Below are 26,155 nucleotides of genomic sequence, written 5' to 3'. Positions count from 1 at the left end.
TTCGCGAGCCTCTTATCACGCCCGCGCGCCGCTGTCAGGCAGAAGCGGCCACGGCGTCCTCTGCTGCATCCGCCAGCATCTCGCGCACCAGCGGGGCGACCTTCGTGCCGTAGAGCTCGATGCCGCGCAGCACCGCGTCATGCGGCATCGGGCCGATCGCCATCTGCAGCAGGAACCGGTCGTTGCGGAAGATCCGGTGGTGATCGGCGATCTTCTTTGCCACCGTCTCGGGATCGCCGAGGAAGAGATGGCCGGCCGGCCCGGTCGACTGGTCGAATTGCACCCGGCTCGTCGGCCCCCAGCCGCGCTCGCGGCCGATGCGGTTCATCACCTCGGCCTGCGGACCGTAGAAGGTGTCGGCCGCAGCGGCTGTGGTGTCGGCGATGAAGCCGTGCACGTTGATGCTGGTCTTCAGCTTGCCCGCATCCTGACCCGCACGGCGGGCAGCCTCGCGGTAAAGATCGAAGAGCGGTGCATAGCGTGACGGCGTACCGCCGATAATGGCAAGCGCCAGTGGCAACCCATAGGCCCCCGCCCGGGCCACCGATTGCGGCGTGCCGCCGACGGCGATCCAGACCGGCATGCGGCCATGCACGGGGCGCGGATAGACGCCGAGCCCCGGCAAGGGCGGACGCATCGTCCCGTTCCACGACACCGTTTCGCTCTCGTTGAGCGCCAAAAGCAGGTCCAGCTTCTCCTCGAAGAGCCGGTCATAGTCATCGAGCGCATAGCCGAAGAGCGGGAAGGATTCGACGAAGGAGCCCCGTCCCGCCATGATCTCCGCCCTACCGCCGGAGATGAGGTCGACCGTCGAGAACTGCTGGAAGACACGCACCGGATCATCCGAGGACAGCACCGTCACCGCGCTCGTCAGCCGGATGCTCTTGGTCCGCGCGGCCGCGGCGGCCAGAACGACGGCCGGCGCGGAGGCGGCGTAGTCCGCCCGGTGGTGTTCGCCGAGCCCGAAGACGTCGAGCCCGACCTGGTCGGCAAGCTCGATCTCTTCCAGGAGATGCTTCAGCCGCCGCTCCCCTTCCCGCCCCTTGTCGGCAGCATTCGGATCGACGTCGGCAAATGTATAGAGGCCAAGTTCCATGGGATGTTCCAGGCAAGAGGGATTTGCCCAGAGATATGGCCGGCGCAAGCGGCTTGAAAGGGCCGTTCGGGAAACAGTGTGTTCACGAAGATGAAGAGAACGGATGCAGCGCGCCCGTCCCCGCACATCTGTCAAAGCCGCGCGGCCACTGCCTCCAGCTGCGTCGCCACCTGGCCCCAACCCTCGTGGAAACCCATCTTCTCGTGCATCTCGCAATCCTCGACGGACCAGTGACGGGCGATCGCGGTGTAGCGGGTCTTGCCGTCGCCGGCGTCGTCGAACAGGATCTCGGCGCTGAAGAAGGCCTTTTCGGTGGGCTTCCAGTCGGGGCCGAAGGCATCGGTCGTAATGATGCGCCTGTCCTTCTCCACCTTCAGGAAGATGCCGGTGCTGTCCATATGGAAGCCGTCCGGGCCGGTCATCACCGTGCGGAACTTGCCGCCGTCGCGCGGCTCGATCTCGATGACCGGCGTCTCGTAGGGTTTTGGCGCGAACCACTCCTTCATCAGCTCCGGCGTCGTCCAGGCCTTGAAGAGCTGCGCGGGTGTGGCGTTCAAAACGCGGGTGAGCACCAGTTCGCGGTTGTTGGCGGGCTTGATCTCGACGTCGGTCATGTCTGTCTCCTCGTTGGGTATGTTCTCTGGTTCGTCTCAAGGACGCCTGTCAGGCGACCAATCCGACATCGAAAGCGGATTATTTTTCGGCCGCTGCCCTTTCGCGCTGCATGCTGTCGAGATGCTGGCGGATATGGGCGGCCTCGGCCGAGGAGGTGGCGAGCGCGATGGCGCGGTCGAAGGCCTCATGCGCTTCGCCATAACGGCCGAGCTGCTTCAGAAGACCGCCACGCAGGCCGTGGAAATAGAAGTAGCCGTTCAGTTTTTCGGCAAGCGGCTCGATCAGCGCCAGCGCCGCCTCCGGCCCTTCCCGCTTGGAAACGGCGACGGCGCGGTTGAGCCGCACCACCGGCGAAGGCTGCAGGCGCTCCAGCGTCTGATAGAGCAGGTCGATCTCGAGCCAGTCCGTCTCACCGGCCGTCTTCGCACGGGCATGCAACGCGGCGATCGCCGCCTGGATCTGGAAGGCACCGGGTGCCCGGTGGCGGATCGCCTTGTCGATCAGCACCAGCGCCTCGTCGATCAGGCCCCGGTCCCACAGCGCGCGGTCCTGGTCCTCCAGCAGGACGATCTGCCCGTCCCCGTCGAAACGGGCCGCAAGCCGCGAGTGCTGGAGCAGGAGCAGCGCCGTCAGGCCCATGATCTCCGGTTCGGCGGGAAAGAGCTTCAGGAGCAGGCGTGCCAGCCGGATCGCCTCGGCGCAGAAGGGCGTGTCCGCCTTGTCCGGCGCGCCGGCCGAATAGCCCTCGTTGAAGACGAGATAGATCATCGCGGCGACAAGGCCGAGCCGCTCGGCCCGCGCCACCGCATCCGGCGTCTCGAAGGGAATGCCGGCGGCACCCACCTTTGCCTTCGCACGGGTGATGCGCTGCTCCATCGCCGCCTCCGAGACGAGGAACGCACGGGCGATCTGCCGGACGGACAGGCCCGAGACGATGCGCAGCGCCAGCGCGATCTGCTGCGTCGCCGGCAGGTCCTTGTGGCAGCAGACGAAGAGCAGGCGGAGAATGTCGTCGCGGTAATGCGCACCGTCCAGCCGGTCCGCGAGATCGCTTTCCGTATCCTCCAGATCGGACAGCACCTCCTCGGGCGGCAGCGGCTGGTGTTTGGCACGCTTGCGCACCTGATCGATACCGCTGTTGCGGCCGACGAAGATGAGCCAGGCAGCCGGATCGCGCGGCGGGCCCTTGTCGGGCCAGGTCTTCAGCGCGCGAAGACACGCCTCCTGATAGGCCTCCTCCGCCATGTCGAGGTCACGGAAATAGCGCAACAGCGCCCCCATGGCCTGCGGCCGTGCCGAGGTCAGCGCCAGATCGATCCAGGCAAGCTCTGTCATGTGATGGGTACTCCCGGATTGAAATACTGCAACGGCCGGACCTCATAGGTGCCGTTCGCCGGATTGACCGCGGAAAGCTCGCGGGCGAAGGTGATCGCCTCCTCCAGCGTCTCCACGTCGAGCACGAAGAAGCCGAGGAACTGCTCCTTGGTTTCGGCAAAGGGGCCGTCCATGACGATATCGTCCGTCGCGCCCTTGCGCACGGTGACGGCCGCCGTCGTCGGCATCAGCCGTGCGACGGGACCGAGCTTGCCGGCCTCGGCATACCGCTGGTTGACCGCACCGAGATCGGCCATGACCTGCGCGTCGAGTTCCTTCGACCAGGCGTTGACTTCACTTTCGGCATCGTAACAAAGAACGGCATACAGCATGGTGATCTCCCATTGGTTGATAGACGTAGGAGTAGCTGCTCCGCCGACAGGGCGCACCGGAATATTTTTGACCATCGGCAAGAAACGGACGGGCAATGCCGGTCTCGCGCGCCGGTTCCGTCAAATTTGCGCAATCGGGCCGGGAATATCTTAATTCACAAATGCTAGGAAAGGTCGAAACGGAGACCCTTTCCATGGTGGCGGAGAACGAACGCGCAAGGCTCATCGATGAGTTCCGCGCTTGGAAATCCGGGATTTTCTCCCTCACCAGAGAGATCGTGGATCGCCGTGCCTTTGCAAACGGCAAGGACCAGCTGACCGCACTCCTGAAGGACCTGCCCACCCGGAATTTCGATCCCGTCTTCACCCTTCGCATCGGCGACGAGGCCGGCGAAATCCAGCGGGCGACGCATGCCGCCTTCCGCCATGCCGGCCACCAGCCGGGAATGCCCGAAACCTTCAGCGGTCTCGGTTTCGATCTCTCGGCGCATGAACGCGCCGTCGACGCGACGAAGCGTTTCCACCAGGGCATCGAGATCAGCCTCTACAATCGCGGGGTCTACGATTTCCTGGCGAAGTCCGATGCCGAGATCACAAGCGAATGCAATGCCGTCGGCAGCGCCTGGCAGGGCGCCTTCGACACGCTCGAATCCGCTCCGATCGACGGCATGCACGATGTGCTGGCGCTGGCGGCAGCCATCCCGCGCGGCGATCACTACCACTATGGATTTTCGACTGGCGTCACGGCCTCGGGCGGGAGAACGGCGACGAGTGACCCGGTGGCCTATGCAGAGGTGGTTTTCAACGCGCTGATCGCCGTCGAGTTTCATCGTTTCATGCACGACCACCTGCCGACGCTCGCGCTGCCGCACGGCATGGTCGCGATCGTCGCGGAGCACGATCTTCTCTTCGTGCCGCACACGCATTATCGCCTGCCCGGGCCGACGGCATGCAGGCAGGAGCCGTCACCGCCTCCAATCCGTCAGGCCGCCCCCATACCCGGGAAAACCGCCGTCTTCGGGCGCCGGACCCAAAGGCCATAGCGCACCGTCACCAAGGGCGAACAACCGGGCGTGGCTGCCGATCAGATCTTGAACACGTCGTCGCGCCAGAAGACGATGACATAGCCGCCCGAGCGCTCGGCCTCACGCGCCCATTGACGCAATTGCGTGTGGTAGGGTTCGCTTCGCCAGATGTCCGGGTGATCCACATCGACGAGGACCGTCATCTGCGGCCCCTGCCGATAGATCATCATGTGCGCGCGGGCTGGCTCCCACTCGTCCCCAAGCGTTTCGTCGACCATCCAGAGGCAGAGGAAGTCCCGGCAGACCGAGGGGCGGTCGGCATAGATGGAACAGCCCGCCCCTTCGACGCAATGCGTGCACCACGCGTTGGCCGGTTTGTCGAACAGGTCGATCTCGGGCAAACGACAACAGAGCGTGCACGAACCGCAGGATCGGCCTTCGACGGTGGGAGAGGATAGCTGCATGCCATGGCCATAGCATCTGGAGGCGCCGCACCGAAAGGCCGCCCGTATCGAGAGCATGCCGGCTTCGGCAGGAATGCCTACCTGTCGCTCAGCGTTCGCCGAACCGCATCCTTCCAGCCCTTGATCTTCACCGCACGGGTCTTCTCGTCCATTTGAGGCTCGAAACGCGTGTCCCGCGCCCAGGACTTGGCGAACCCCTTGCGGTCCGGCCACACGCCCGCGCGCTGGCCGGCGAGCCACGCGGCGCCGAGGGCCGTGGTCTCCAGGATGGTCGGGCGATCGACGGGAGCATCGAGGATGTCGGCGAGGCGCTGCATGGTCCAGTCGGATGCGACCATGCCGCCATCGACGCGCAGCACCGTTTCCTTGCCGTTCGCCTTCCAGTCCTTGTGCATGGCGTCGAGCAGGTCGCGCGTCTGGTAGCAGACGGCCTCGAGCGCGGCGCGGGCGAATTCCGCCGGCCCCGTGTTGCGCGTCATGCCGTAGATGGCAGCGCGGGCATCCGGATCCCAGTGCGGCGCACCGAGGCCGGTAAAGGCGGGCACAAGATAGACGTTCTGCGTCGGATCGGCCTTGGCGGCAAGCTCGCCGGTGTCGGGCGCGGCCTTGATGACCTTCAGCCCGTCGCGCAGCCACTGCACGGCCGCACCGGCGATGAAGATCGAGCCTTCCAGCGCATAGGTCGTTTCGCCGTCGAGCCGGTAGGCGATGGTGGTGAGCAGGCGGTTCTTCGAGCGCACCATGTCCGTGCCGGTGTTGAGCAGCGCGAAGCATCCGGTACCGTAGGTCGACTTCATCATGCCCGGCTCGAAGCAGGCCTGACCGATGGTGGCCGCCTGCTGGTCGCCGGCAACGCCGAGGATCGGGATTTCCGCGCCGAACAGGGTCTTCTCCGTCACGCCGAAATCGGCGGCGCAGTCCAGCACGTCGGGCAGCATGGCCTTGGGCACGCGCAGGATGTCGAGCAACTCCTCGTCCCAGGCGTTCGTGCCGATGTTGTACATCAGCGTACGGCTGGCATTGGTGGCGTCGGTGACATGGGACTTGCCGCCGGTCAGCCGCCAGATCAGGAACGTGTCGATCGTGCCGAAGCAGAGATCGCCCTTGGCGCCCCGCGCCCGCGCGCCCTTCACGTTGGAGAGCATCCAGGAAAGCTTCGTGCCGGAAAAATAGGGGTCGAGCAGCAGGCCTGTCTTCCGGGTGAAGGTCTTTTCGAGATCCTGCTTCTTCAGCTTCTCGCAATAGGAGGCGGTGCGGCGGTCCTGCCAGACGATGGCGTTGTGGATCGGCTTGCCGCTCTCGCGCTCCCACACGACGACAGTCTCGCGCTGGTTGGTGATGCCGATGGCGGAAATATCGGAAGCGGCAAGGCCCGCCTTCTTCAACGCGGCCTTGACGGACCAGACGACGCTGTCCCAGATTTCCTCCGGATCATGCTCGACCCAGCCGGATTGCGGAAAATGCTGCGTGAATTCCTTCTGGCCGGAACCGACGACCTTCTGGCTACCGTCGAAGACGATCGCCCGGCTCGATGTCGTGCCCTGATCGATCGCGAGAACATATCCGCCCATCTTTTCCTCCCAGCTGCAGGTCGCTCCCAGACCCTTCGGAATCTTCAATACGATACTAAAACGAATGTCAAAGGAAAACAAAACGCAAGCCATGCTCTGCTTTCAGCGGGACTGTACCGCGCGGAAAACGCAATTGTCATCGCGCGAGTTTTAGGCGTAGGCTACCGCAACGCAGCATGATCGGGAGACAGCAAGCATGAAAAGCGTCGTCGTAACGGGCTCCACCAGCGGCATCGGCCTTGCCATTGCCACCGCCTTCGCCGAAAGCGGCGCCAATGTCGTCATCAACGGTTTCGGCGCAAAGGACGAGATCGAGGCAACCCGCGCAAAGCTCGACGGCCTCGGCAAGGGGCGCGTGCTCTACCACCCCGCCGACATGACGAAGCCGCACGAGATCTCCGACCTCATCCAGACGGCCGTGGAAGAGTTCGACGGCGTCGATGTCCTCGTCAACAATGCCGGCATCCAGCACGTCGAGAAGATCGAGGATTTTCCGGTGGAGAAATGGGACCAGATCATCGCGATCAACCTTTCCAGCTCCTTCCACACGATCCGCGCCGCCATTCCGCACATGAAGCGTAAGGGCTGGGGCCGCGTCATAAATGTCGCCTCGGCGCACGGCCTCGTCGCCTCGCCGTTCAAATCCGCCTATGTGACGGCCAAACACGGCATCATGGGCCTGACGAAGACCGTCGCGCTGGAAGTCGCCGAGAACCGCATCACCGTCAACGCCATCTGCCCCGGCTATGTGCTGACACCGCTCGTCGAAAAGCAGATCCCCGACACGGCCAAGGCCCGCGGCATCAGCGAAGCCCAGGTGAAGTCCGATGTCATGTTGAAGTTCCAGCCGACCAAGGAATTCGTCGGGGTCGACGAAGTCGCGGCCATCGCGCTCTTCCTCGCCTCCGATGCGGCAAAATCGATCAACGGCACCCATATATCGGTGGATGGCGGCTGGACCGCCCAATAGAAACGGACATGCTGGGCACCCGCTATGCCCACAGATCACCGGCGGCGGAGCGCCTTGCTCCGCCAGAGGCCACACACGCCCGAAACGCGTGTATCGGCCATCGGACGGCCAGGGGCCGTCGAAGAAGGATGACATGAACTTTCTGCAGGACAGTCTGGAGGGCTTTCTCGCCCGGGAGCACCGCATCGTCATCGTCGAGATCACGGCGGCGAGCGGGTCGACCCCACGCGACGAAGGCACGTTCATGCTGGTTGCGCCGACCGAAATTCACGGCACAGTCGGCGGTGGCCAGCTTGAATATGACGCGATCGAGAATGCCCGCAAGATGCTGGCGGGTGCCGGCGGTGAGGCAAGACTCGATATCCCGCTCGGGCCCGAGATCGGCCAGTGTTGCGGCGGGCGTGTCGAACTCGCCTTCACCATCGCCGACGAGGCGGCCCGCCGGACCCTCGACGCGCGCCTTGCGGAAGAGGAGCGGCGGAAGCCGCAGGTCTGGATCTTCGGTGCCGGTCACGTCGGCCGGGCACTGTCGGATGCACTGACCATGCTGCCGCTCAACGTCTTCGTCGTGGAGGCACGCCAGAGCGAGCTCGACCAGCTCACCTCCGAGGTGCACCATCGCCTCGCCGCCCTGCCGGAAGCGCTTGTCGCCGATGTTCCGCCGGGTTCGGCCATCGTCATCGTCACCCATGACCATGCGCTGGATTTCCTGATCGGGCAGGAAGCGCTTGCCCGCACCGACCTTGCCTATGTCGGCATGGTCGGATCGAAGTCGAAACGCGCCTCCTTCCTGCACCATCTGGAACGACAGGGCATCGACCGAGGCGCGGCCGACCGGCTGGTTCTGCCAATCGGCGGCACAGAGGTAGACGACAAGCGCCCGGAGGTCATCGCCGCCATGACCACTTCGGAAGTGCTGCTTGCCTTTGCCGCGTGGCGGCATAGGGACAGCGCACCCACGGCGGACTAGCCACGACCGTCGAGAAAACCGAGATCGCGCTTCATGTAGTCGGAAAGCTCGCACGGATCGAGGCGGGGGCGACGTCTGTGCTGCCGCCAATGAAAGACACGGGAGAGCTTATGCCAAAGGCCTTCCTTGCGAAACGGCAGATGTGCCATCGGGGCCTCGTTGACGATGCATGCCATGGTAAAACCTCGTAAATCCCAATCCATTGCTTGCAGGATGCGCGCAAAAATGATGGAATTCCAATCGAAGCTTCGTCTGCACCCATAAAGAGAACTCAGCCTTGAAGATGTCGCGCAACTTCCCGCTCAATGCGCTCCGCGTCTTCGAGGCGGCCGCCCGGCATGCCAGCTTCACCCGCGCCGGCGACGAACTGGGCATGACGCAGACCGCGGTCAGCTACCAGATCAAGCTCCTGGAGGAGACGCTCGGCGAGACGCTGTTCCTGCGCCAGCCAAGGCAGGTCATCCTGAGCGAGGCCGGCGAGCGACTGGCGCCGAAGGTAGCCGAGGGGCTGACGAAACTCGCCGAAGCGGTGGCGGACCTGCGCGGCGCGGCCGAGCAGAAGCTGCACATCCACTCGACGCCCACCTTCGCCACGCAATGGCTGAGCCGCACGCTCGGCGACTTCCAGCTCAAGCATCCGACCATCGCCGTCCGGCTTTCCACGTCACAGGACCTGATTGACTTTGCCCGGGAAGAGGCGGATGTCTCGATCCGCTGGGGCAAGGGCGACTGGCCGGGCCTCACCTGCCACCGCGTCATGCGCATGGACTTCGCCCCCATGCTGAGCCCGGCACTGGCCGAGACGATCGGCGGCATAAATGAGCCGGCCGACCTCCTGAAGCTACCGATCATCAGCCCGCTGGACATCTGGTGGCGCACCTGGTTTTCCGCGGCCGGCATCGACAACCCGGGCCTCGAACGGTTCCCCCCGAACGAGCTCGGCGTGCAGACGATCGACGCGCAGGTGGCGATGGCCGGCCAAGGCGTCGCAATCCTCAATCCCGGCCACTTCCGGGCGGAGGTCGCCGCCGGCCAGCTCTATCAACCCTTCACGCTGACCTGCAACGACGGCCGCGACTATTGGCTCGCCTATCCGGAAAACCGCCGCAACATCCTGAAGATTCGCGCCTTCCGCGACTGGATCCTGGCGACAATGCCGACGGCGGTGTGAGCACTACACCCTGAAACCCGGCTCGGGGCGGGCATGGAAACCGCCGGTAGGCCGCCCCCTTTCCTCGCCCGCGATTCTTGCGCAATGTGCGCCTTGCAAAACGACGATGAGGGAGCGCACCGATGTATGAATACGCCATCGCCTGGGAATGGCTGACCTTCGCGGTCCGCTGGCTGCACGTCATCACCGCCATCGCCTGGATCGGTTCGTCCTTCTACTTCATCGCGCTCGATCTCGGCCTCGTGAAGCGGCCGCATCTGCCGGCCGGCGCCTATGGCGAGGAATGGCAGGTGCACGGCGGCGGCTTCTATCACATCCAGAAATATCTGGTCGCACCGGCCCAGATGCCCGAGCACCTCACCTGGTTCAAATGGGAAAGCTACGCGACCTGGCTTTCCGGTTTCGCGTTGCTCTGTCTGGTCTACTACGGCGGCGCCGACCTCTTCCTCGTCGATCGCTCAGTGCTCGACGTCTCGACGCCGGTCGCCATCCTCATCTCGCTCGCCTCGCTGGCGCTCGGCTGGATCCTCTACGACCTTCTCTGCAAGTCCCCGCTCGGCAGGAACACCTGGGGTCTGATGCTCGTTCTCTACGGCATCCTCGTCGCCATGGCCTGGGGTTACACGCAGGTCTTCACCGGCCGGGCCGCCTTCCTCCATCTCGGTGCCTTCACGGCGACGATCATGTCGGCCAACGTGTTCTTCATCATCATGCCAAACCAGCGCGTCGTCGTCGCCGACCTCATCGCCGGACGCACGCCTGATCCGAAATACGGCGTCATCGCCAAGCAGCGCTCCACGCACAACAACTACCTCACGCTGCCCGTCATCTTCTTCATGCTGTCGAACCACTATCCGCTCGCCTTCGCGACGGCCTTCAACTGGATCATCGCCGCGCTGGTCTTCCTGATGGGCGTGACGATCCGGCACTGGTTCAACACGACCCATGCCCGCAAGGGCAAACCCACCTGGACCTGGCTCGTCACCGCACTCCTCTTCCTCCTCGTCATGTGGCTTTCCACCGTGCCGAAGGTGCTGACCCGCGAAAGCGCCGAGGCCGGCCTGCCCTCCTCCGTAGAGCGTTTCGCTTCGAACGGGCATTTCCCGGCGGTGCGCGATCTCGTCTCCACCCGTTGTTCGATGTGCCATGCCGCCGAACCCGTCTGGGAAGGTCTGCGCGCGGCGCCGAAAGATGTCGTGCTCGAAAGCGAAACGGCGATTGCCCTCCACGCCCGCGAGATCTATCTGCAGGCGGGGCGCAGCCACGCCATGCCGCCGGGCAACGTCACCGGCATGACGGCGGAAGAGCGGGCCCTCATCGCCGCCTGGTTCGAAACCGCAGCAGAAGGAAGCTGACCGCCATGACGAAAACCCTCATCCGCGGGCGCCTGCTCTCCTTCCACCGCCGCCCGGTCGCGATCGACGATGCCGCAAGCTATCGTTACGAGGAAGACGGCGGCCTGCTGGTGGAGGACGGGAAGATCACCGCCGTCGGCCCCTACGCGGACCTGCGCGCCAGCACGCCCGCCGACGTGGAGGAGATCGATCATCGCCCGCACCTCATCCTGCCGGGCCTCATCGACACGCACCTGCATTTCCCGCAGATGCAGGTGATCGGCTCCTATGCCGCGAACCTGCTGGAATGGCTGAACACCTATACCTTCCCGGAAGAGTGCCGTTTTGTCGAAAGCACGCATGCCGCCCGCATCGCCCGCCACTTCTACGACGAGATGATCCGCCACGGCACGACGACCGCGGTTGCCTATTGCTCCGTGCACAAGGCTTCCGCCGACGCCTATTTCGCCGAGGCACTGAAGCGCGGCATGCGCATGGTGGGCGGCAAGGTGATGATGGACCGCAACGCGCCGCAGGGCCTGCTCGACACACCCGAAATGGGCTATGACGAGACGCGCGCCGTGATCGCCGAATGGCACGGCAAGGGCCGCAACCATGTCGCCATCACCCCGCGCTTCGCGATCACCTCGACGCCGGCACAGATGGAGATGGCGGCGGCTCTGGCCCGCGAGTTCCCGGACCTCCATATCCAGACGCACCTTTCCGAAAACCACGACGAGATCCGTTTCACCAGCGAACTCTATCCGGACGCGATCGACTATACGGATGTCTATGCGAAATACGGTCTGCTCGGCCCGAAAAGCCTGTTCGGCCATTGTATCCATCTCTCCGAACGCGAGGCGGACGCGATGAGCGAGGCGGGCGCCGTCGCGGTGCACTGCCCCACCTCCAACCTCTTCCTCGGCTCCGGCCTCTTTCCCCTCAAGGCGCTGTCGCGCCGGGAAAAGCCGGTACGCATCGGCGTCGCGACGGATGTCGGCGGCGGCACGAGCTATTCCATGCTGAAGACGATGGACGAAGCCTACAAGATCCAGCAATTGCTCGGCGAGCGGCTGAACCCGTTCGAGAGCTTCTACCATATGACGCTCGGCAATGCCGAGGCGCTGTCGCTGGAAGACCGCATCGGCACGCTGGACGCCGGCACGGACGCCGACTTCGTGGTGCTGGACGCCGCCGCAACGCCCGCCATGGCGCTGAAGATGGAAGTGGTTCGCTCGCTGACGGACGAACTCTTCCTGCTCCAGACGCTCGGCGACGACCGGGCAGTGCGCGAGACCTACGTGGCCGGCAAACCCATGAAGGCGACGCTCTAACGCATTGTCCGACGCCGAAGCGATCCCGCTTCGGCCGGACATTGCTCTAGCTGCCGCGATAGGTCGAGTAGCTGTAGGCCGAGAGCAGCAGCGGGACGTGATAGTGGCTCGACGGATCGGCGACGCCGAAGCGGAGCGGGATGCGGTCAAGGAAGGCGGGTTCGCTGACATCCGCCCCCGCCGCGCGCAGATAGTCACCGGCGTGGAACACCAGCTCGTAGGTGCCAGCCATGAAGCCGACGCCCTCGACCAGCGGGGCATCGACGCGGCCGTCGCTGTTCGTCACCGCACGCACGATGTGCTGGTGCTCGCCGTTCTCTATCCAGAACAGATCGATCGCGAGACCCGCGGCGGGCTTGCCGAGTGCGGTGTCGAGGACATGGGTCGTGAGGCGGCCGGGCTTGCTCATGGTTCCCTCAAGGGTGCTCGATGATGAAGGGCTCGTCGAAAAAGAACTCTTCCAGATTGACGCCGCCGCCGAGGCGATCGACGACGAGGAAATCGCTCACCGCATCCAGGGTCATCAGCGGGTGATGCCAGACGTTGCGGCGATAGTTGATGCCCTGCCGCCCGCCGGCGCGGAAGACCTGCGGCCGGCCCGGCTTGCCACCCTCGTCCTCCGCCACCACCACCAGCCAGGGCCGGTTGTCGATCGGCGAGAAGCTCTGGCTGCCGAAAGGGTGGCGCTCCATCATGTCGACGGCGTAGGGGAAGCGCCGCGGGCTGCCGCGGAAAAGGTTGATGATGACCTTCGCATCTTCGCCGACGGCCTCGGCCTCGGCAAGCGCATGGTAGCGCTCCGTGTTGCCGCCGTTGATATGGCGCATCGTGGCGGGATCAGCCTCGATCACCGTGCCGAAGGGGGCGAAGGCTTCCTGGGTCAACGGCCGGATCGTCAGTTTCTCAGCCATGAGACAGCCCTCCCGGGGAGAGGAAGGGCGGTCTTTGGTGGTCGGGCATGTTCATTCTCCGGGGAGGGCAGCGGTCAGTCTGAGAAGCGCGATGCGCTCCACCTGTTTCTTCGCGGTTTCGAATTCCACCGCCGTCGCATTGCCGATACGGGCTTCGAAGGCGGCAAGGATGTCGTCCTTGGTAAGCCCTTTCACCGCGATGATGAAGGGGAAGCCGAACTTTTCCATATAGGCGGTGTTGAGTTCGGTGAAGCGGGCGTGGTCGGCCGGGGAAAGCCGGTCGAGGCCGGCACCGGCCTGCTCGTTGCGGCTGTCCTCCGTCAACTCGCCCGCAATCGCCAGCTTGCCCGCAAGATCCGGATGGGCGCGCAGCACGCCGAGCTGCTCGGCCTTGCTCGCCCTGCGGAATGCCGCCGCCAGCACGGCATGCACGCCCTCTGCCGTCAGCGGCAAGGCAACGGTGCCGGCATCCAGCGCACGCTCGGCGATGAAAGGCGAGTGCTCGAAGACGCCGCCGAAGCGGGCGAGGAAATCGGCGCGGTCGATCATGCGCCCTTCGCCTTCGACGGGTGGTGATTCTCGATCCAGTGGCGCGCGATGTCGATGCGGCGCGGGATCCAGACCTTCTCGTGGCCGAGCACGTAGTCGACGAAGCGGGCAAGCGCCGCGGCACGGCCCGGACGGCCGACCAGCCGGCAATGAAGGCCGATGTTCAGCATCTTCGGGCTGCCTTCCGCACCTTCCTGGTAGAGCACGTCAAAGGCGTCCTTCAGGTAGTTGAAGAACTGGTCGCCGGCATTGAAGCCCTGCGGCGTCGCAAAGCGCATGTCATTGGTTTCGAGCGTATAGGGGATGATCAGGAAGGGTTCGCCATCGAGACCCGGCACGAAATACGGCAGGTCGTCGGCGTAGGAATCGGAGGAATAGACGAAACCGCCCTCCTCCATGACGAGACGCAGCGTGTTGTCGGAGGGCTTGCCCTGGTACATGCCGAGCGGGTGGGAGCCGGTCAGCTCCTTGTGCAGGCGCACGGCCTCGCGAATGTGCTCGCGTTCCTTCTCTTCGGAAAAGTCCTTGTATTCCAGCCAGCGATAGCCGTGGCTGGCGATTTCCCAGCCGGCTTCCTTCATGGCGGCGACGGCTTCCGGATTGCGCGCCATGGCAAGCGTCACGCCATAGACGGTGGTCGTGACGTTGCGGCTGGTGAACAGGCGATGCAGGCGCCAGAAGCCGGCGCGCGAGCCATATTCGTAGATCGATTCCATGTTGAGGTTACGCTGCCCCGGCCAGGGCTGCGCGCCGACGATTTCCGAGAGCAGGTTCTCCGATGCCGGGTCGCCGTCCAGCAGGCAGCTTTCGCCGCCCTCCTCGTAATTGATGACGAATTGCACGGCGATGTTGGCATCACCCGGCCAGCGAACCTTGGGAGGCGTGCGGCCGTAGCCGATCAGGTCGCGCGGATAGGTCTTCTCAGTCATTCGATCACCTCGACAATGGACGGCACCGGTGCAGCGGACGGCCGGAAGCCGAATTGGATCCGATGCATACCCTCATAAGGAACCATTACCGCCTTGGCCCGTTTCCTGTCCATCACAAGCAAGGAGAAACACCTATGGCCATGCAGGATGCAAACATTCGCGAAACCCAGGATCTGATCGCCAGCGACAAGGTGGAGGGAACGAGTGTCTACGGGGCCGACGGCAAGCATATCGGCTCGGTAGAGCGCCTGATCCTCGACAAGCGCAGCGGTCACGTCTCCTACGCGGTACTCAGCTTCGGCGGTTTCCTCGGCCTCGGCCAGGACCACTATCCCCTGCCCTGGGCGAAGCTGAACTATGACGAAGGCCTCGGCGGCTACCGCGTCGATGTGACGAAGGACCAGGTCGAGCGCGCGCCGCACTATGAAAGCGATGCTGAATACGACTGGAACCGCCGCAACGGCAAGGTGATTCACGACTATTACGGCGTGCCGCCCTACTGGATGTAAGGCACGGTCAGGTCCGTCCGGCTTCCTCGAAGTGGGCCGCGACGGTGAAGGAGGGCGGTACGCGAAGCGTGCCGCCCTCAATTTCGTCCACCACAGTGCGCGCCAGTTCATGCGCCAGGCCGAAGCTCACCTTGAAGCCCCCGGTCATCAGGCTGACATTCGGATGATCGGGATGCCGCCCCACCATCGGCTCCCGGCCGATCGCCTTTGGCCGCAGCCCTGCCCAGCGCTCCACGACCGGCGCCTCTGCCAGAACCGGAGCCGTCTGCCGCGCCTTGGCGATCAGCGCGTCCAGAAGGCCGTCGGTGCCTGAAGGATCGGAGAAGCTGTTCTCGCTGGTGCTGCCGATCGCAACCAGACCATCTTCATGCGGCACGATATAGAGCCCGTCAGCAAAGATCACCGGCAGCGCCGGATCGACAGAAGCCCGAAGCAACGCCGCCTGCCCCTTCACAGCGCTCCCCATCGGCCTTGCCAACGGAAGAGCAAGAGGGGCAAGCAAGGCAAAGGTCTCGACGCCAGCTGCCAGCACGCAATGGCCGAAGGCAAGGCTAGTTCCGTCCTCGAAACAGGCGACGCCGGTGGCAGGATCCAGTGCCTGAAGTCCAGCGCCTTCACAGATCGTCACCTTCGGCAGGCGCGCAAGAGCAGCCCGTAACACGGCGAGCAGTGCACGCGGCGCCAGGCGACCAGCAAGATGATCATGAACGAGCCCCGAGACCATCGCGACCTCGGCCGGCCATCCGGCGACGAGGGGGGCATCCAGCACCTCGAAGGCGAAGGTTCGATCAGGCATAGCCCAGGCGGACAATGCGTCCTGCGCATGGCCGATTGCAATGGCACGATTGTGCGGCTTCGAAAGAGGAATGAGGCGGCCCGAGCGGCGGTAACCGGCGGAAAGCCCGGTCTCGGCCTCCAGCGCCGCGATCTCCGCTTCGAGCGAGACCAGAGCGGCAAACTGGAAGGCCTTCTTGGCGTTCCAGCGATCCGGCAGGTGCGGCATCAGCGCGCCGAGCACGCCGCCGCTCGCACCGGCCCCGATCGTCCGGCGCTCGGCAAGGTGCACCGAGAGGCCCTGCCGGGCGGCAAAAAGCGCGGTCCACAGGCCCATCACCCCGCCGCCGACGACGATGAGGTCCACGGCCGGTTGACCGGCGGCCTTCCCGCGATTATCGGCATTCGACATGGCTGACCACAATCCTGAAAACGCGCCGCAGACCGAAGCCGCCCTCGACTGGCACGACGGCGATATGCCCTATTCCCGGGCCTTTGACGACCACTTTTATTGCCGCAGCGACGGCCGGCTGGAATGTGGCCACGTCTTCCTTGCCGGCAATGGCCTGCCGGACCGCTGGCGGCGGACGGAACCGTTCCGCATTGCCGAACTCGGCTTCGGCACCGGCCTCAACCTCTGCGAGACCTGGCGGCAGTGGCGCGGGACCGCGCCGGAAGGCGCAAGCCTCCACTTCACCTCCTTCGAGCGGTTTCCGATGGCGCGCGCGGATATCGCCCGGGCGCTCGCGCATTGGCCGGAAATCGAACACGAACGTAAAATCCTTGCCGAGAAATGGCCGGAGGCGCCGGACGGACGTGTCGAGATCGACCTTGCCCCCGGCGTCCGCCTCACCGTGGTCTGCGGCGCGGCCATCGAAAGCCTCGAGAGCGAGACGACGCCGTTTGACGCCTGGTTTCTCGACGGCTTCGCGCCTGCACGCAATCCCGACATGTGGTCGGCCGAGCTGATGGCCGCGGTTTTCCGCCTGACCGTTCCGGGCGGTCGCTTCGGCACCTATGCGGCGGCCGGTTTCGTACGGCGCAACCTTGCTGCCGCCGGCTTCGTCGTGGAGCGCCGCCCGGGTTTCGCCGGAAAGCGTGAAATGCTGTGTGGGGAAAGGCCGGCAACCTGAGCCGTCAGGACAGCGTGCCCGTCACGGCTTCCCTGCCGCTGCGCTTCAGCCAGCGGTCGAGCTTTTCTTCCAGCTTCTCGATACTGATCGGCTTCGTCAGATAATCGTCCATACCCGCCGCAAGGCATTCCTCGCGGTCGCCATCGAGCACATGGGCGGTGACGGCGACGATCGGCACGCGGCGGCCGGAGCCGCTTTCGATCGCGCGGATCGCACGGCTTGCCTGCAACCCGTCCATGACAGGCATGGAGATGTCCATCAGGATCATGCCGGGGTGCGACGCGCGGAAAACATCCACCGCCTCCTGCCCGTTCTCCACCAGCCGGAAGCGCAGGCCGCAGGCCATCAGCATCTGGGTGAAGAGGATCTGGTTGACCTCGTTGTCCTCGGCCACGAGGACATCGATGACTTCATCATCAGCAGCCGTGACCTCGGGAGAGGCCGCAAGCGGGCGTAGCGGCAGGACCTTGCCTTCGGTCACGCCTTGCGTCGGCGCCTTCATTCCCCGTGTCGCCCGCAGCACCTCGGATACCGTCTCCCGCAGCAGATCGGCCCGCACGGGCTTCATGAGATGGGCCTGGATATCCGGCGAGGAGAGCAACTTGTCCTCGGCCGAAAGGTTCATCGAGGTGAGCACGATCACTGCGGTGCCGGCGGTCGGGGCGCCTTCCCGCAGTGTTTGCACGAAATCGGGCGCACGGTCGGGGTGGTAGTCGAGCAGGATCGCATCGACCGACACGCCCATGTCGCCAGCGGCCGCAAGAACGGCAAGCGCTTCCGTCTCGGAGCCGACGGCGGTCGCGTCGAAACCCCAATCGAGCAGCATGTCGTGCGAAGCCTTGCGGGAGAGATCGTGCCCATCGACGACAAGAATGCGCGCACCGGGCGCCTTGGCCGGCACGATGCGGGCCGGCAGGGCGGCAACAGCAAGCGTCATCGGCAGGCGCACCGTAAAGGCCGACCCGTTGCCGACCTCGCTGGTCGCCGTCAGCGTACCGCCGAAGAGGCGCGTCAGCCCGTCGGTAATCGCAAGACCGAGGCCGGTGCCCTCATGGCGACGGGTCGAAGACGCATCGACCTGCGAGAACTTCTCGAAGATCGATTCCATCTTCTCGGCCGGAATGCCTGCCCCCGTATCCTCGACACGGATGATGATCTCCACCTTGCCGTCTCCACCCATCTGCGAGGAGAGGTCGATGAGAACGTGGCCGCGATCGGTGAACTTGACGGCATTGCCGACGAGGTTGGTGACGATCTGGCGGAAGCGGCCGGCGTCCCCCATCACCACCGCCGGCATGCTGGCCGCGCCGCGCACGACGAGCTCGATATCCTTCTCCGCTGCCTTCGTCGACAGCAGCGTCGCCACGTCCTCGATCGCCTCCACCGGGTTGAAGCTGACGGCGCGCAGCGTCATCTGGCCGGCATCGATCTTCGAGAAATCGAGGATGTCATTGATGATGGTGAGAAGCGCATTGCCGGACTTCACCATGATATCGATGAAGGTCTTCTGCCGCGTGTCGAGGTTCGATTTCGCAAGCAGTTCCGCCATGCCGAGCACGCCGTTCATCGGCGTGCGGATTTCATGGCTCATATTGGCAAGGAATTCCGACTTCGCCTTGTCGGCCATCTCGGCGCGCGTGACGAGGCGGCGCAGTTCGTCTTCGCGGCTCTTGAGATCCGTGATGTCCGAAAAGACCATGACGTCACGGCCGCGGCTGGTCGGGGTCACGTCGAGACGCAGCCAGCGCTGGTAGCCGCTGAAGATCGTCAGCGAAGCAGGCTTGCCGGTGAAGAGGATCGTCCCGAACTGGCTGGCATCGACCGGTTCTTCGCCGAGGAAGCCGGTAATGTTGCGATCGATGTTGCTTTGCAGCACATCCTTGACGAGCGCACCCGGCTGCAGGAGTTCGCTCGGCATGGCGATCATCTTCGACAGCGCCTCGTTGGAGAGAACCACCACACCATCTTCAATGATGAGGAGGCCCTGACTCATCGAGGAGACCGCATCCTTGACGAGGCTGCCGACCTCTTCAAGGGCACTGCGGGTTTCCAGTACCTCGCGCTCGCGCTCGCGCCGCTCCGTAATGTCGATATAGGTCAGAAGGCAGCGGCCGCCGGAAATTGCGCAGCCGGCCTCGATCACCGTCCGGCCATTGGCATAGGCGACCTCGCGCACCGGCGTCTCGCCGGCGCGGATGCCTGAAATGCAGGCCGCATACCCCTCGGCATGCGGGCCGTCCTCCCCGCTGATGCCGCCCTGTGCCTGCTGGAAGCGCAGGAGATCATCCAGCGGGCGCCCCTTCACCGGCGGCAACGCGCCGCCCCACAACTCCTCGAAGGCACCGTTCACCAGTTCGATATTGCCGGTCTCGTCGACGACGACGATGCCGACCGGCAGCGATTCGACGATACTCTCGATGTCCGCCCTGGCGGCTTCCGCCTGCCGCTGGGCCTCGATGAGCTGGCTTTCACGCTTCTTCAGCACCGTGGTGTCGGTGATCGAGCCGATGAGATAGCTCTTCTCGTCGAGCGTGGTGACCCGGTAGAGCCGCGAGATCGTCGGCAGCACCGAGCCGTCCGGCCGGATGTATTCGATCTCGGTCTCGAGCAGTTCGCCGGTATCGAGCACCTTCTGGTTCTGCGCGTGGAATTCCTCACCCTGCTCCGGATACATATCGAGCGTGGTGAGGCCGAGCAGCTCTTCCGGCTGCCGGCCCGTCAAGGCGACATAGGCGCGGTTGGCGAAGATCATGCGCTGGTTTTCGTCGCGCATGAAGCTTGCGACCGGTAGCTCGTCGAGCAGCGCCCGATAGAGACTGATCTCCTGCGAATGCTGCTTGAGGCGTCCTTCGCTTTCCTTCAGCGCCGTCACGTCGATGCGCAGCGCAACGAGCGTGCCATCGGGCCGACGCTGGGTGACGAGGCGCGTCCAGCCACCAGCGAGGCGGACGACACATTCATGCAGTGGCAGATCATAGCTGGCGAGCCGCGCCGCCACCCAGCGCTCGCACTCCGCCTCCGATGTGCGTCCCACCTCGATGTCGTGCAGCGCACGCGTGAGCGCGGCAAGACTGACGGGTCCATCGGCAAATTCACCAACGAGCACATGGTAGAATTCCCGCATGCTGCGGTTGGCATAACGCAGCCGGTTGTCGGCACCGAAGACGGCGACCCCGGCGCCGAGCGCGTCGAGCGCGTGCTCCACATGATCGGTGGCGGTCTCGCCCCGATCCGGGGCCAGGTCATCCACCGACACCCCTCCGGCACAATTCGCATTGGCGACCACGCCGACCGTGGCGGCCAGCGCTTCGACCGACGGCGTAAAGAGGCCGACAAGCACCGAGAGGGTCGCAGAGATCCGCTCGCGTTTCATGGCGATATCGAAACTGCCGCCGCCGAACGGATGCAGATAGCGGGCCCGCTCGGGATTTCCGAAGATCAGGCAGCGGCGCTCCGGATCGTCCCGGTCGCCATGCCCCGGCGTCTCGCCGATTTCCTCGCTGGTCAGCCCGATCATCTCCGCAGCGCTATGGCCGAACAGGCGGGCATAGGCCTCGTTCACCGCCAGATAACGCAATTCGCTGCTTTTGACGTATGCCGGGTGCAGGTGTTCGCGAACGCGCGCACAGGCCGCCACCAGCAATTCGTCTTGAGATTCAGCCACGCCAGTTGCTCCCCAAAGCGGCACGGAGGGAGAGATTCATACCCCTCGGGGAGTATCATCAATCCTTGAACGGATGGTTAACCGTTCGTTGCCGGAAGTCATGCATCCGGGCAGGCGTGTTCCGAAAATGCGCTTCGACACGACTGCTTATCCACCAGGGCATTTCGCTGTCGCAAATGGCGGAGGCACGCGCGTGCAAGATGTGCAACAAGGGCAAGAGGCAAACCAGACCAGGGCTGCGCTGCACATGGGCGACGTGATCAAACTCGAAAATCACCTCGAACAACCGGAGGCATCCGAGGCGCCCGTCGAGCGCCGGCGCCGCAGCGGCGGGCGCAGTGCAGAGCGCACCCGCCGGCCGCGGACCACATCGAAATATCTCAATCTCGTCAACACGACGGCCCCCTCCGCGGTGCTTTCCGAGGATGCGCTGGAGGCCGTCCATCAGGCCTCGCTCGCCATCCTAGAAGAGATCGGCATGGACATCATCCTGCCGGAGGCCCGCGAGCGCATGAAGGCGGCCGGCGCGGACGTGACGCCCGGTACGGACCGCGTGCGCTTCGACCGCGGCCTCATCCTGGATATGATGTCTTCCGTCCCGCCGGCCTTCACGATGCATGCGCGCAACCCCCTGCGCAATGTGGAGATCGGCGGCAACAATCTCGTCTTTGCGCAGATCGCTTCTGCCCCCTTCGTCGCCGACCGCGACGGCGGCCGGCGCGCCGGCAATCAGGAGGATTTCCGCAAGCTGGTGAAGCTCGCCCAGTCCTACGACATCATCCATACAACGGGCGGCTATCCCGTCGAGCCGGTCGACATCCACGCCTCCGTTCGCCATCTCGACTGCCTGTCGGACCTGGTGACGCTGACCGACAAGGTCTTCCACGTCTATTCGCTCGGCCGGCAGCGCAATCTCGATGGCATCGAGATCGCCCGCATCGGCCGCGGCATCTCGATGGAGCAGATGGAGCGCGAGCCCTCGCTCTTCACCATCATCAACACATCTTCGCCGCTGCGCCTCGACGGACCGATGCTGCAGGGCATCATCGAGATGTCGGCGCGAGGGCAGGTCGTGGTGGTGACGCCCTTCACCCTCGCCGGCGCCATGGCACCGGTGACGATATCAGGCGCAGTCGTACAGCAGAATGCCGAGGCGCTGGCCGGCATCGCCTTCACGCAGATGGTGCGGCGCGGCGTGCCGGTCATGTATGGCGGCTTCACCTCCAACGTGGACATGAAAACGGGCGCGCCGGCCTTTGGCACGCCGGAATACATGAAAGCGGTGGTTGCGGGCGGGCAGCTCGCACGCAAATACAACATCCCCTATCGCACCTCGAACACCAACGCCTCGAACACGCTGGATGCGCAGGCCGCCTACGAATCCGCCTTCTCGCTCTGGGCGCTCACACAGGGCGGCGGCAATTTCATCATGCATTCAGCCGGCTGGAGCGAGGGCGGCCTGACGGCCTCCTTCGAAAAGTTCATCCTCGACGTCGACATGCTGCAGATGGTGGCGGAATATCTGGCACCACTCGATGTCAGCCCCGATGCCCTCGGCCTGGAGGCCGTGCGCGACGTCGGGCCGGGCGGCCACTTCTTCGGCACACCCCATACGCTCGCCCGTTACGAGACGGCATTCTATTCGCCGATCCTCTCGGACTGGCGCAACTTCGAGACCTGGACGGAAGCCGGCCGGCCGACCACCTACGACCATGCCAACCGGGTCTTCAAGGAAAAGCTCAACGCCTACGAGAAGCCGCCGCTCGACCCGGCGATCGAGGACGAACTGGAAGCGTTCGTCGCCAAGCGCAAGGAAGAGGGCGGCGTTCCCACCGATTTCTAAGACGCTTTTCGCACAGAATCAGGCGTTGAACATGATGGACCGCACGGAGGAGATCAGCTTCTCCGTCGGCAGATTGGAAAAGTTTTTGTCGATTTCGGCCATGGTCAAGGTGCGCGTCTTGTCGGAGAGCTTGTTGCGCAAGTCCCCGAGTGTCTGCGGCGCGGCGCAGACGACAAGCCGGTCGAAGGCGCCTTCCGCGGCATAGTCATCGATGCGGCCGGCGACTTCGGCGGTGAACTTCTGCTGTTCCTCCCGCACCGGATCGCTCGAATATTCCATTGCGGAACGGCCGGGACCCACGGAGGAGTGGCTGCGGCCGGGTTTGTCGGCCATGATGTCCTGCGCCTTCTTCGGCTCCCAGCGAAAAACCTCCTGCTCCGGGCTCTGCTGGCCATCCTTCAACAGGTTCACCCCCTTGAGCAGGCGAGCCTGATTGCCATCAGCGGCGAGAATCCAAGTCGTAGCGGTCATATTTCACTCCCGTAGCGAGATTCATGGACAGGCGGACGAATCCGCCCCGCGCAGCATCCGACAGGATTGTGGCAGGATGCGCGTTGATCCAACGCAAGGAGGAGGCACATGTTCCTGATCGCGCGGGTCACGAAGCTGTTGGAAAGCCGCGCCCGCCCCTATCCCCACCCGGTGATGGCTCGCTAGGGTACCCGAAAGGACAGGAGAGCCCCGTGGCCGAACCGCTCAAGAACCTGCTGCATCCCGGACTGGTGAAGGAGATGGCGGATCACATTTCCCGCGTCGCACCGGATTTCGATGCGGCACGCTTCACGCAGCTTGCAAGCGACGGCATGGATGCACTGGAGCTGATGCAGCGTGCCGAACGGATCAAGGACGCGCTGGTAGAGACGCTGCCCGCCGACTATGCCGCCGCCGCAGAGATCCTCCGAAGGGCACTGCCCCAGGCGGATGGGCCGGGGGTTTCCGGTTGGGCCCTTCTGCCGGTCAACCAGTTCGTCTCGCAACAGGGCCTCTCGCATTTCGACCTGTCGCTTTCCCTCCTCAAGGCGCTGACACCGCATTTCACAGCGGAATTCGGCATCCGCCGCTTCGTCCATGCCGAGCAGGACCGCGCGCTTGCGGAAATCGCGCACTGGACGGCCGATACCAATCATCACGTCCGCCGGCTTGCCAGTGAGGGCACCCGGCCGCGGCTGCCCTGGGCGATGCGCCTGCCGGCGCTCGTCAGGGACCCGGCACCGATCCTGCCGATCCTCGTCGCCCTCCTCGACGATCCCGAAGACTATGTGCGCCGCTCCGTCGCCAACAGCCTCAACGACATCGCCAAGGATCATCCCGCCCTCGTCACCGGTTTCGTCGAGCGGCATATCGAGGACGCCTCCGCCGAGCGCCGGCAATTGCTGCGCCATGCTTCGCGTACGCTGCTGAAGAAGGGCGATGCTAAGGCGCTCGCCAATTTCGGCTTTGCGGAAGCCAGGGGCATCGGCGCGATCCTCACGCTCACAACGCCGAACGTCGTCTTTGGCGACAAGCTCGGCTTCTCCATCGTCGTGACGAACGGGGATGTGGCGCCGCAACGGCTGATGATCGACTATGCGATCCACCATGTGAAGGCAAACGGCACGCTGGCGCCGAAGGTCTTCAAGTGGAAGCAGCTCGATCTGCCGGCCGGCAGCAGCCAGACGATCGACAAGGAACACGCCATCCGGGCGATTACCACGCGGCGCTACTATCCTGGAGCGCACCGCATCGAGATCCTGATCAATGGCTCGATCTGTGCGTCGGCTGACTTCGACCTGCGCATGACGTGAAGCCTCCCCTTCGCATCTGCGAAAACTAGGACTTGACTTTTCACCGCAAAACAACGACATGAGCCGCAGCGTCGCCCTTCGGCCGCCGCGTGAGCGAGCCTGAGATGTCCCTGCAACGGGACGCTAAGAAGGACAAGCGCAAGAGAACGATCCGCCTCCCATTTGCGGATGACTGCGCAGACGATTGCAAACCAACCCACAAGTTCCCAATTCACGCGGGGTTCTTGACGCCAGACGAAACCGGAAGCGCATGGTGCGGTTCCGGTCCGAGGCAGTTCGAGCGAAAGCGGGACGCGATCCCGCGTCCGGAACTGCGGTCGGGAAAGTCGCCTGGCGCCCCGAAAGGTATTTGACTTGACCACTTTCCACGACCTCGGCCTCTCGAAGACCATCGTCGCAACGCTCTCCGCCCTCGGCTTTGAAAAAGCAACGCCGATCCAGGAAAAGGCCATCCCGCTCGTCCTCGAAGGCAGCGACCTGATCGGCCTTGCCCAGACCGGCACCGGCAAGACGGCCGCCTTCGGCCTGCCGATGATCGAAAAGCTTCTCGCCGACGCCCGCCGTCCCGATCCGCGCAACATCCGCGCCCTCATTCTCGCCCCGACCCGCGAGCTGGTGAACCAGATCGCCGACAACCTGCGCGACTTCGTCAAGAAGACGCCGCTGCGCGTCGTCACCGTCGTCGGTGGCGCATCGATCAACAAGCAGTCGGAAATGCTCTCGCGCGGCACCGACATCCTCGTCGCCACCCCCGGCCGCCTGCTCGATCTCGTCAACCGCAAGTCCGTGACGCTGACCCAGGCCCGCTACCTCGTGCTCGACGAAGCCGACCAGATGCTGGACCTCGGCTTCATCCACGACCTGCGCAAGATCTCCAAGATGGTGCCGAAGAACCGCCAGACGCTGCTCTTCTCGGCCACCATGCCGAAGCTGATCGGCGAACTTGCCGGCGAGTACCTCGTCAACCCGAAGAAGGTCGAAGTCACGCCCCCCGGCAAGGCTGCCGACAAGGTGGAGCAGTATGTCCACCACGTTCCCGGCAAGGACCAGAAGGCGCAGATCCTGCGCAAGACGCTGTCAGACAATCCGGACGGCCTGTCGCTCGTCTTCTCGCGCACCAAGCATGGCGCCGAGAAGCTGATGAAGCACCTCGACCATATCGGCTTCAAGGCCGCCTCCATCCACGGCAACAAGAGCCAGGGCCAGCGCGAGCGCGCCCTCAAGGCCTTCCGTGACGGCGAAATTCGCGTTCTCGTCGCCACCGACGTCGCCGCCCGCGGCATCGACATTCCGGGCGTCACCCACGTCTACAACTACGACCTGCCGGAAGTGCCGGACGCCTATGTGCACCGGATCGGCCGCACGGCCCGCAACGGCCGCGACGGCATCGCGATCGCCTTCTGCACGCCGGACGAAGCGCACCTGCTGCGCGATATCGAAAAGCTGATGGGCATCCAGATCACCGTCGCAAGCGGCGAAGCGCCTGCCGTCATCACCGCAGGCCCCGGCGGCAAGTCGCGCAAGCCCCGCTCGGGCAGCGGCCATCGCGCCAGCCAGGGTCGCGCAGGCCAGCGCCCAGCGCGCAAGCCGTTCGGCGAAGGTGGGCAGGCCGATGGCGGCGCACCGGCGGCCGGCAAGCGCGCGCATGGCAACCGCCCGCCGCAGAAGCAGGGCGAGCGCCAGAACCGCAACCACGGCGGCGGCAACGGCCAGGGCCGCCCGAACCAGAACGGCAAGCCGCGCCGTTCGGAAGGCCAGCGCCGCGAACAGGCATAAGCGCATCTTTATAGAATGAGGAAACGG

Annotated in this window: 25 protein-coding genes; 11 read left to right on the top strand and 14 right to left on the bottom strand. The window is 64.6% G+C overall.

The genetic code is table 11. The features are described 5' to 3' along the window. Positions 1-34: 34 nt before the first annotated feature. The 4 genes from EXZ48_RS17250 to EXZ48_RS17235 form a co-directional block, all read right to left on the bottom strand. Positions 35-1,096: an LLM class flavin-dependent oxidoreductase gene (locus EXZ48_RS17250; protein ID WP_130517260.1), complete on the bottom strand. Its 1,062-nt coding sequence runs from the start codon at positions 1,094-1,096 to the stop codon at positions 35-37. 131 nt (positions 1,097-1,227) lie between these two features. Beyond that, positions 1,228-1,710: an SRPBCC family protein gene (locus EXZ48_RS17245; protein WP_130517258.1), complete on the bottom strand. Its 483-nt coding sequence runs from the start codon at positions 1,708-1,710 to the stop codon at positions 1,228-1,230. A 79-nt stretch (positions 1,711-1,789) separates the two neighbouring features. After that, positions 1,790-3,046: an RNA polymerase sigma factor gene (locus tag EXZ48_RS17240; protein WP_130517256.1), complete on the bottom strand. Its 1,257-nt coding sequence runs from the start codon at positions 3,044-3,046 to the stop codon at positions 1,790-1,792. Further along, on the bottom strand, positions 3,043-3,417 hold the full coding sequence (locus tag EXZ48_RS17235) for a YciI family protein (protein ID WP_024270168.1): 375 nt from the start codon (positions 3,415-3,417) through the stop codon (positions 3,043-3,045). Before EXZ48_RS17235 ends, EXZ48_RS17240 begins: the two co-directional genes overlap by 4 nt. A 194-nt stretch (positions 3,418-3,611) precedes the next feature. Here EXZ48_RS17235 and EXZ48_RS17230 point away from each other — a divergent pair, with 194 nt between their 5' ends. Next, on the top strand, positions 3,612-4,460 hold the full coding sequence (locus EXZ48_RS17230) for a hypothetical protein (protein ID WP_130517254.1): 849 nt from the start codon (positions 3,612-3,614) through the stop codon (positions 4,458-4,460). A gap of 41 nt (positions 4,461-4,501) precedes the next feature. Here EXZ48_RS17230 and EXZ48_RS17225 read toward each other — a convergent pair whose 3' ends face one another. Then, on the bottom strand, positions 4,502-4,843 hold the full coding sequence (locus EXZ48_RS17225; RefSeq protein WP_245462158.1) for a YkgJ family cysteine cluster protein: 342 nt from the start codon (positions 4,841-4,843) through the stop codon (positions 4,502-4,504). Positions 4,844-4,983: 140 nt separating this feature from the next. Further along, positions 4,984-6,477: a glycerol kinase GlpK gene (gene glpK, locus EXZ48_RS17220; RefSeq protein ID WP_130517248.1), complete on the bottom strand. Its 1,494-nt coding sequence runs from the start codon at positions 6,475-6,477 to the stop codon at positions 4,984-4,986. A gap of 196 nt (positions 6,478-6,673) precedes the next feature. On the opposite strand from glpK, the gene EXZ48_RS17215 reads away from it, so the two are divergent. Next, entirely contained in the window at positions 6,674-7,447 is a 774-nt protein-coding gene (locus EXZ48_RS17215; protein WP_130517246.1) for a 3-hydroxybutyrate dehydrogenase, read from the top strand. A gap of 133 nt (positions 7,448-7,580) precedes the next feature. Further along, positions 7,581-8,417 carry a xanthine dehydrogenase accessory protein XdhC gene (gene xdhC, locus EXZ48_RS17210; RefSeq protein ID WP_130517244.1) on the top strand — a complete coding sequence of 279 codons (837 nt, stop codon included), beginning with the start codon at positions 7,581-7,583 and terminating at the stop codon, positions 8,415-8,417. Here xdhC and EXZ48_RS17205 read toward each other — a convergent pair. Continuing rightward, complete coding sequence (locus EXZ48_RS17205) at positions 8,414-8,593, bottom strand: hypothetical protein (protein ID WP_130517242.1); 180 nt, start codon at positions 8,591-8,593, stop codon at positions 8,414-8,416. The two genes, xdhC and EXZ48_RS17205, sit on opposite strands and share 4 nt — an antisense overlap. A 101-nt stretch (positions 8,594-8,694) precedes the next feature. Here EXZ48_RS17205 and EXZ48_RS17200 point away from each other — a divergent pair, with 101 nt between their 5' ends. The 3 genes from EXZ48_RS17200 to guaD all read left to right on the top strand — a co-directional run bounded on the left by EXZ48_RS17200 (position 8,695) and on the right by guaD (position 12,256). Beyond that, entirely contained in the window at positions 8,695-9,588 is an 894-nt protein-coding gene (locus tag EXZ48_RS17200; protein WP_037405748.1) for a LysR substrate-binding domain-containing protein, read from the top strand. A 122-nt stretch (positions 9,589-9,710) separates the two neighbouring features. Further along, positions 9,711-10,943 (top strand): urate hydroxylase PuuD, encoded by a 1,233-nt coding sequence (locus EXZ48_RS17195; protein ID WP_130517240.1) that lies wholly within the window; start codon positions 9,711-9,713, stop codon positions 10,941-10,943. Positions 10,944-10,948: 5 nt separating this feature from the next. Further along, complete coding sequence (gene guaD, locus EXZ48_RS17190) at positions 10,949-12,256, top strand: guanine deaminase (RefSeq protein ID WP_023513849.1); 1,308 nt, start codon at positions 10,949-10,951, stop codon at positions 12,254-12,256. Between the two features lie 46 nt (positions 12,257-12,302). On the opposite strand, the gene uraH is transcribed toward guaD, so the two are convergent. Genes uraH through puuE form a run of 4 tightly spaced genes read right to left on the bottom strand, consistent with a single transcriptional unit; the run spans position 12,303 to position 14,645 of the window. Beyond that, positions 12,303-12,665: a hydroxyisourate hydrolase gene (gene uraH / locus EXZ48_RS17185; RefSeq protein ID WP_130517237.1), complete on the bottom strand. Its 363-nt coding sequence runs from the start codon at positions 12,663-12,665 to the stop codon at positions 12,303-12,305. A gap of 7 nt (positions 12,666-12,672) precedes the next feature. Then, positions 12,673-13,167, bottom strand: a complete 495-nt coding sequence (locus EXZ48_RS17180) for an ureidoglycolate lyase (protein ID WP_130517235.1) — start codon at positions 13,165-13,167, stop codon at positions 12,673-12,675. Positions 13,168-13,218: 51 nt separating this feature from the next. Beyond that, complete coding sequence (uraD, locus tag EXZ48_RS17175; RefSeq protein WP_130517233.1) at positions 13,219-13,716, bottom strand: 2-oxo-4-hydroxy-4-carboxy-5-ureidoimidazoline decarboxylase; 498 nt, start codon at positions 13,714-13,716, stop codon at positions 13,219-13,221. Then, on the bottom strand, positions 13,713-14,645 hold the full coding sequence (gene puuE / locus EXZ48_RS17170) for an allantoinase PuuE (protein ID WP_050744142.1): 933 nt from the start codon (positions 14,643-14,645) through the stop codon (positions 13,713-13,715). Before puuE ends, uraD begins: the two co-directional genes overlap by 4 nt. Before the next feature lie 134 nt (positions 14,646-14,779). On the opposite strand from puuE, the gene EXZ48_RS17165 reads away from it, so the two are divergent. After that, positions 14,780-15,154: a PRC-barrel domain-containing protein gene (locus EXZ48_RS17165; RefSeq protein WP_023512048.1), complete on the top strand. Its 375-nt coding sequence runs from the start codon at positions 14,780-14,782 to the stop codon at positions 15,152-15,154. A 7-nt stretch (positions 15,155-15,161) separates the two neighbouring features. On the opposite strand, the gene EXZ48_RS17160 is transcribed toward EXZ48_RS17165, so the two are convergent. Beyond that, on the bottom strand, positions 15,162-16,340 hold the full coding sequence (locus EXZ48_RS17160) for an FAD-binding oxidoreductase (protein WP_130517231.1): 1,179 nt from the start codon (positions 16,338-16,340) through the stop codon (positions 15,162-15,164). Here EXZ48_RS17160 and mnmD point away from each other — a divergent pair. Further along, complete coding sequence (gene mnmD / locus EXZ48_RS17155) at positions 16,339-17,061, top strand: tRNA (5-methylaminomethyl-2-thiouridine)(34)-methyltransferase MnmD (RefSeq protein ID WP_165909369.1); 723 nt, start codon at positions 16,339-16,341, stop codon at positions 17,059-17,061. The two genes, EXZ48_RS17160 and mnmD, sit on opposite strands and share 2 nt — an antisense overlap. 4 nt (positions 17,062-17,065) lie before the next feature. Here mnmD and EXZ48_RS17150 read toward each other — a convergent pair whose 3' ends face one another. Then, positions 17,066-20,725 (bottom strand): PAS-domain containing protein, encoded by a 3,660-nt coding sequence (locus tag EXZ48_RS17150; RefSeq protein ID WP_130517229.1) that lies wholly within the window; start codon positions 20,723-20,725, stop codon positions 17,066-17,068. Positions 20,726-20,972: 247 nt separating this feature from the next. Here EXZ48_RS17150 and EXZ48_RS17145 point away from each other — a divergent pair, with 247 nt between their 5' ends. Then, positions 20,973-22,568, top strand: a complete 1,596-nt coding sequence (locus EXZ48_RS17145) for a trimethylamine methyltransferase family protein (RefSeq protein WP_130517228.1) — start codon at positions 20,973-20,975, stop codon at positions 22,566-22,568. Between the two features lie 18 nt (positions 22,569-22,586). Here the strand turns inward: EXZ48_RS17145 and EXZ48_RS17140 are convergent, their stop codons facing one another. Next, a complete protein-coding gene (locus EXZ48_RS17140; protein WP_023512043.1) occupies positions 22,587-23,039 on the bottom strand; it encodes a host attachment protein in 453 nt (150 codons plus the stop codon). A gap of 212 nt (positions 23,040-23,251) precedes the next feature. On the opposite strand from EXZ48_RS17140, the gene EXZ48_RS17135 reads away from it, so the two are divergent. Together EXZ48_RS17135 and EXZ48_RS17130 are read left to right on the top strand one after the other, a co-directional pair. Beyond that, positions 23,252-24,352, top strand: coding sequence for a DNA alkylation repair protein (locus tag EXZ48_RS17135; protein ID WP_130517226.1), 1,101 nt, complete (start codon positions 23,252-23,254; stop codon positions 24,350-24,352). Between the two features lie 354 nt (positions 24,353-24,706). After that, positions 24,707-26,128 (top strand): DEAD/DEAH box helicase, encoded by a 1,422-nt coding sequence (locus tag EXZ48_RS17130; protein ID WP_024270171.1) that lies wholly within the window; start codon positions 24,707-24,709, stop codon positions 26,126-26,128. Positions 26,129-26,155: the final 27 nt, after the last annotated feature.

This window comes from Shinella sp. JR1-6 (genome assembly GCF_004284735.1).
Classification (GTDB): domain Bacteria; phylum Pseudomonadota; class Alphaproteobacteria; order Rhizobiales; family Rhizobiaceae; genus Shinella.
The sequence above is the reverse complement of the archived record's forward strand: the minus strand, read 5'-3'. Positions and strand labels throughout refer to the sequence as shown.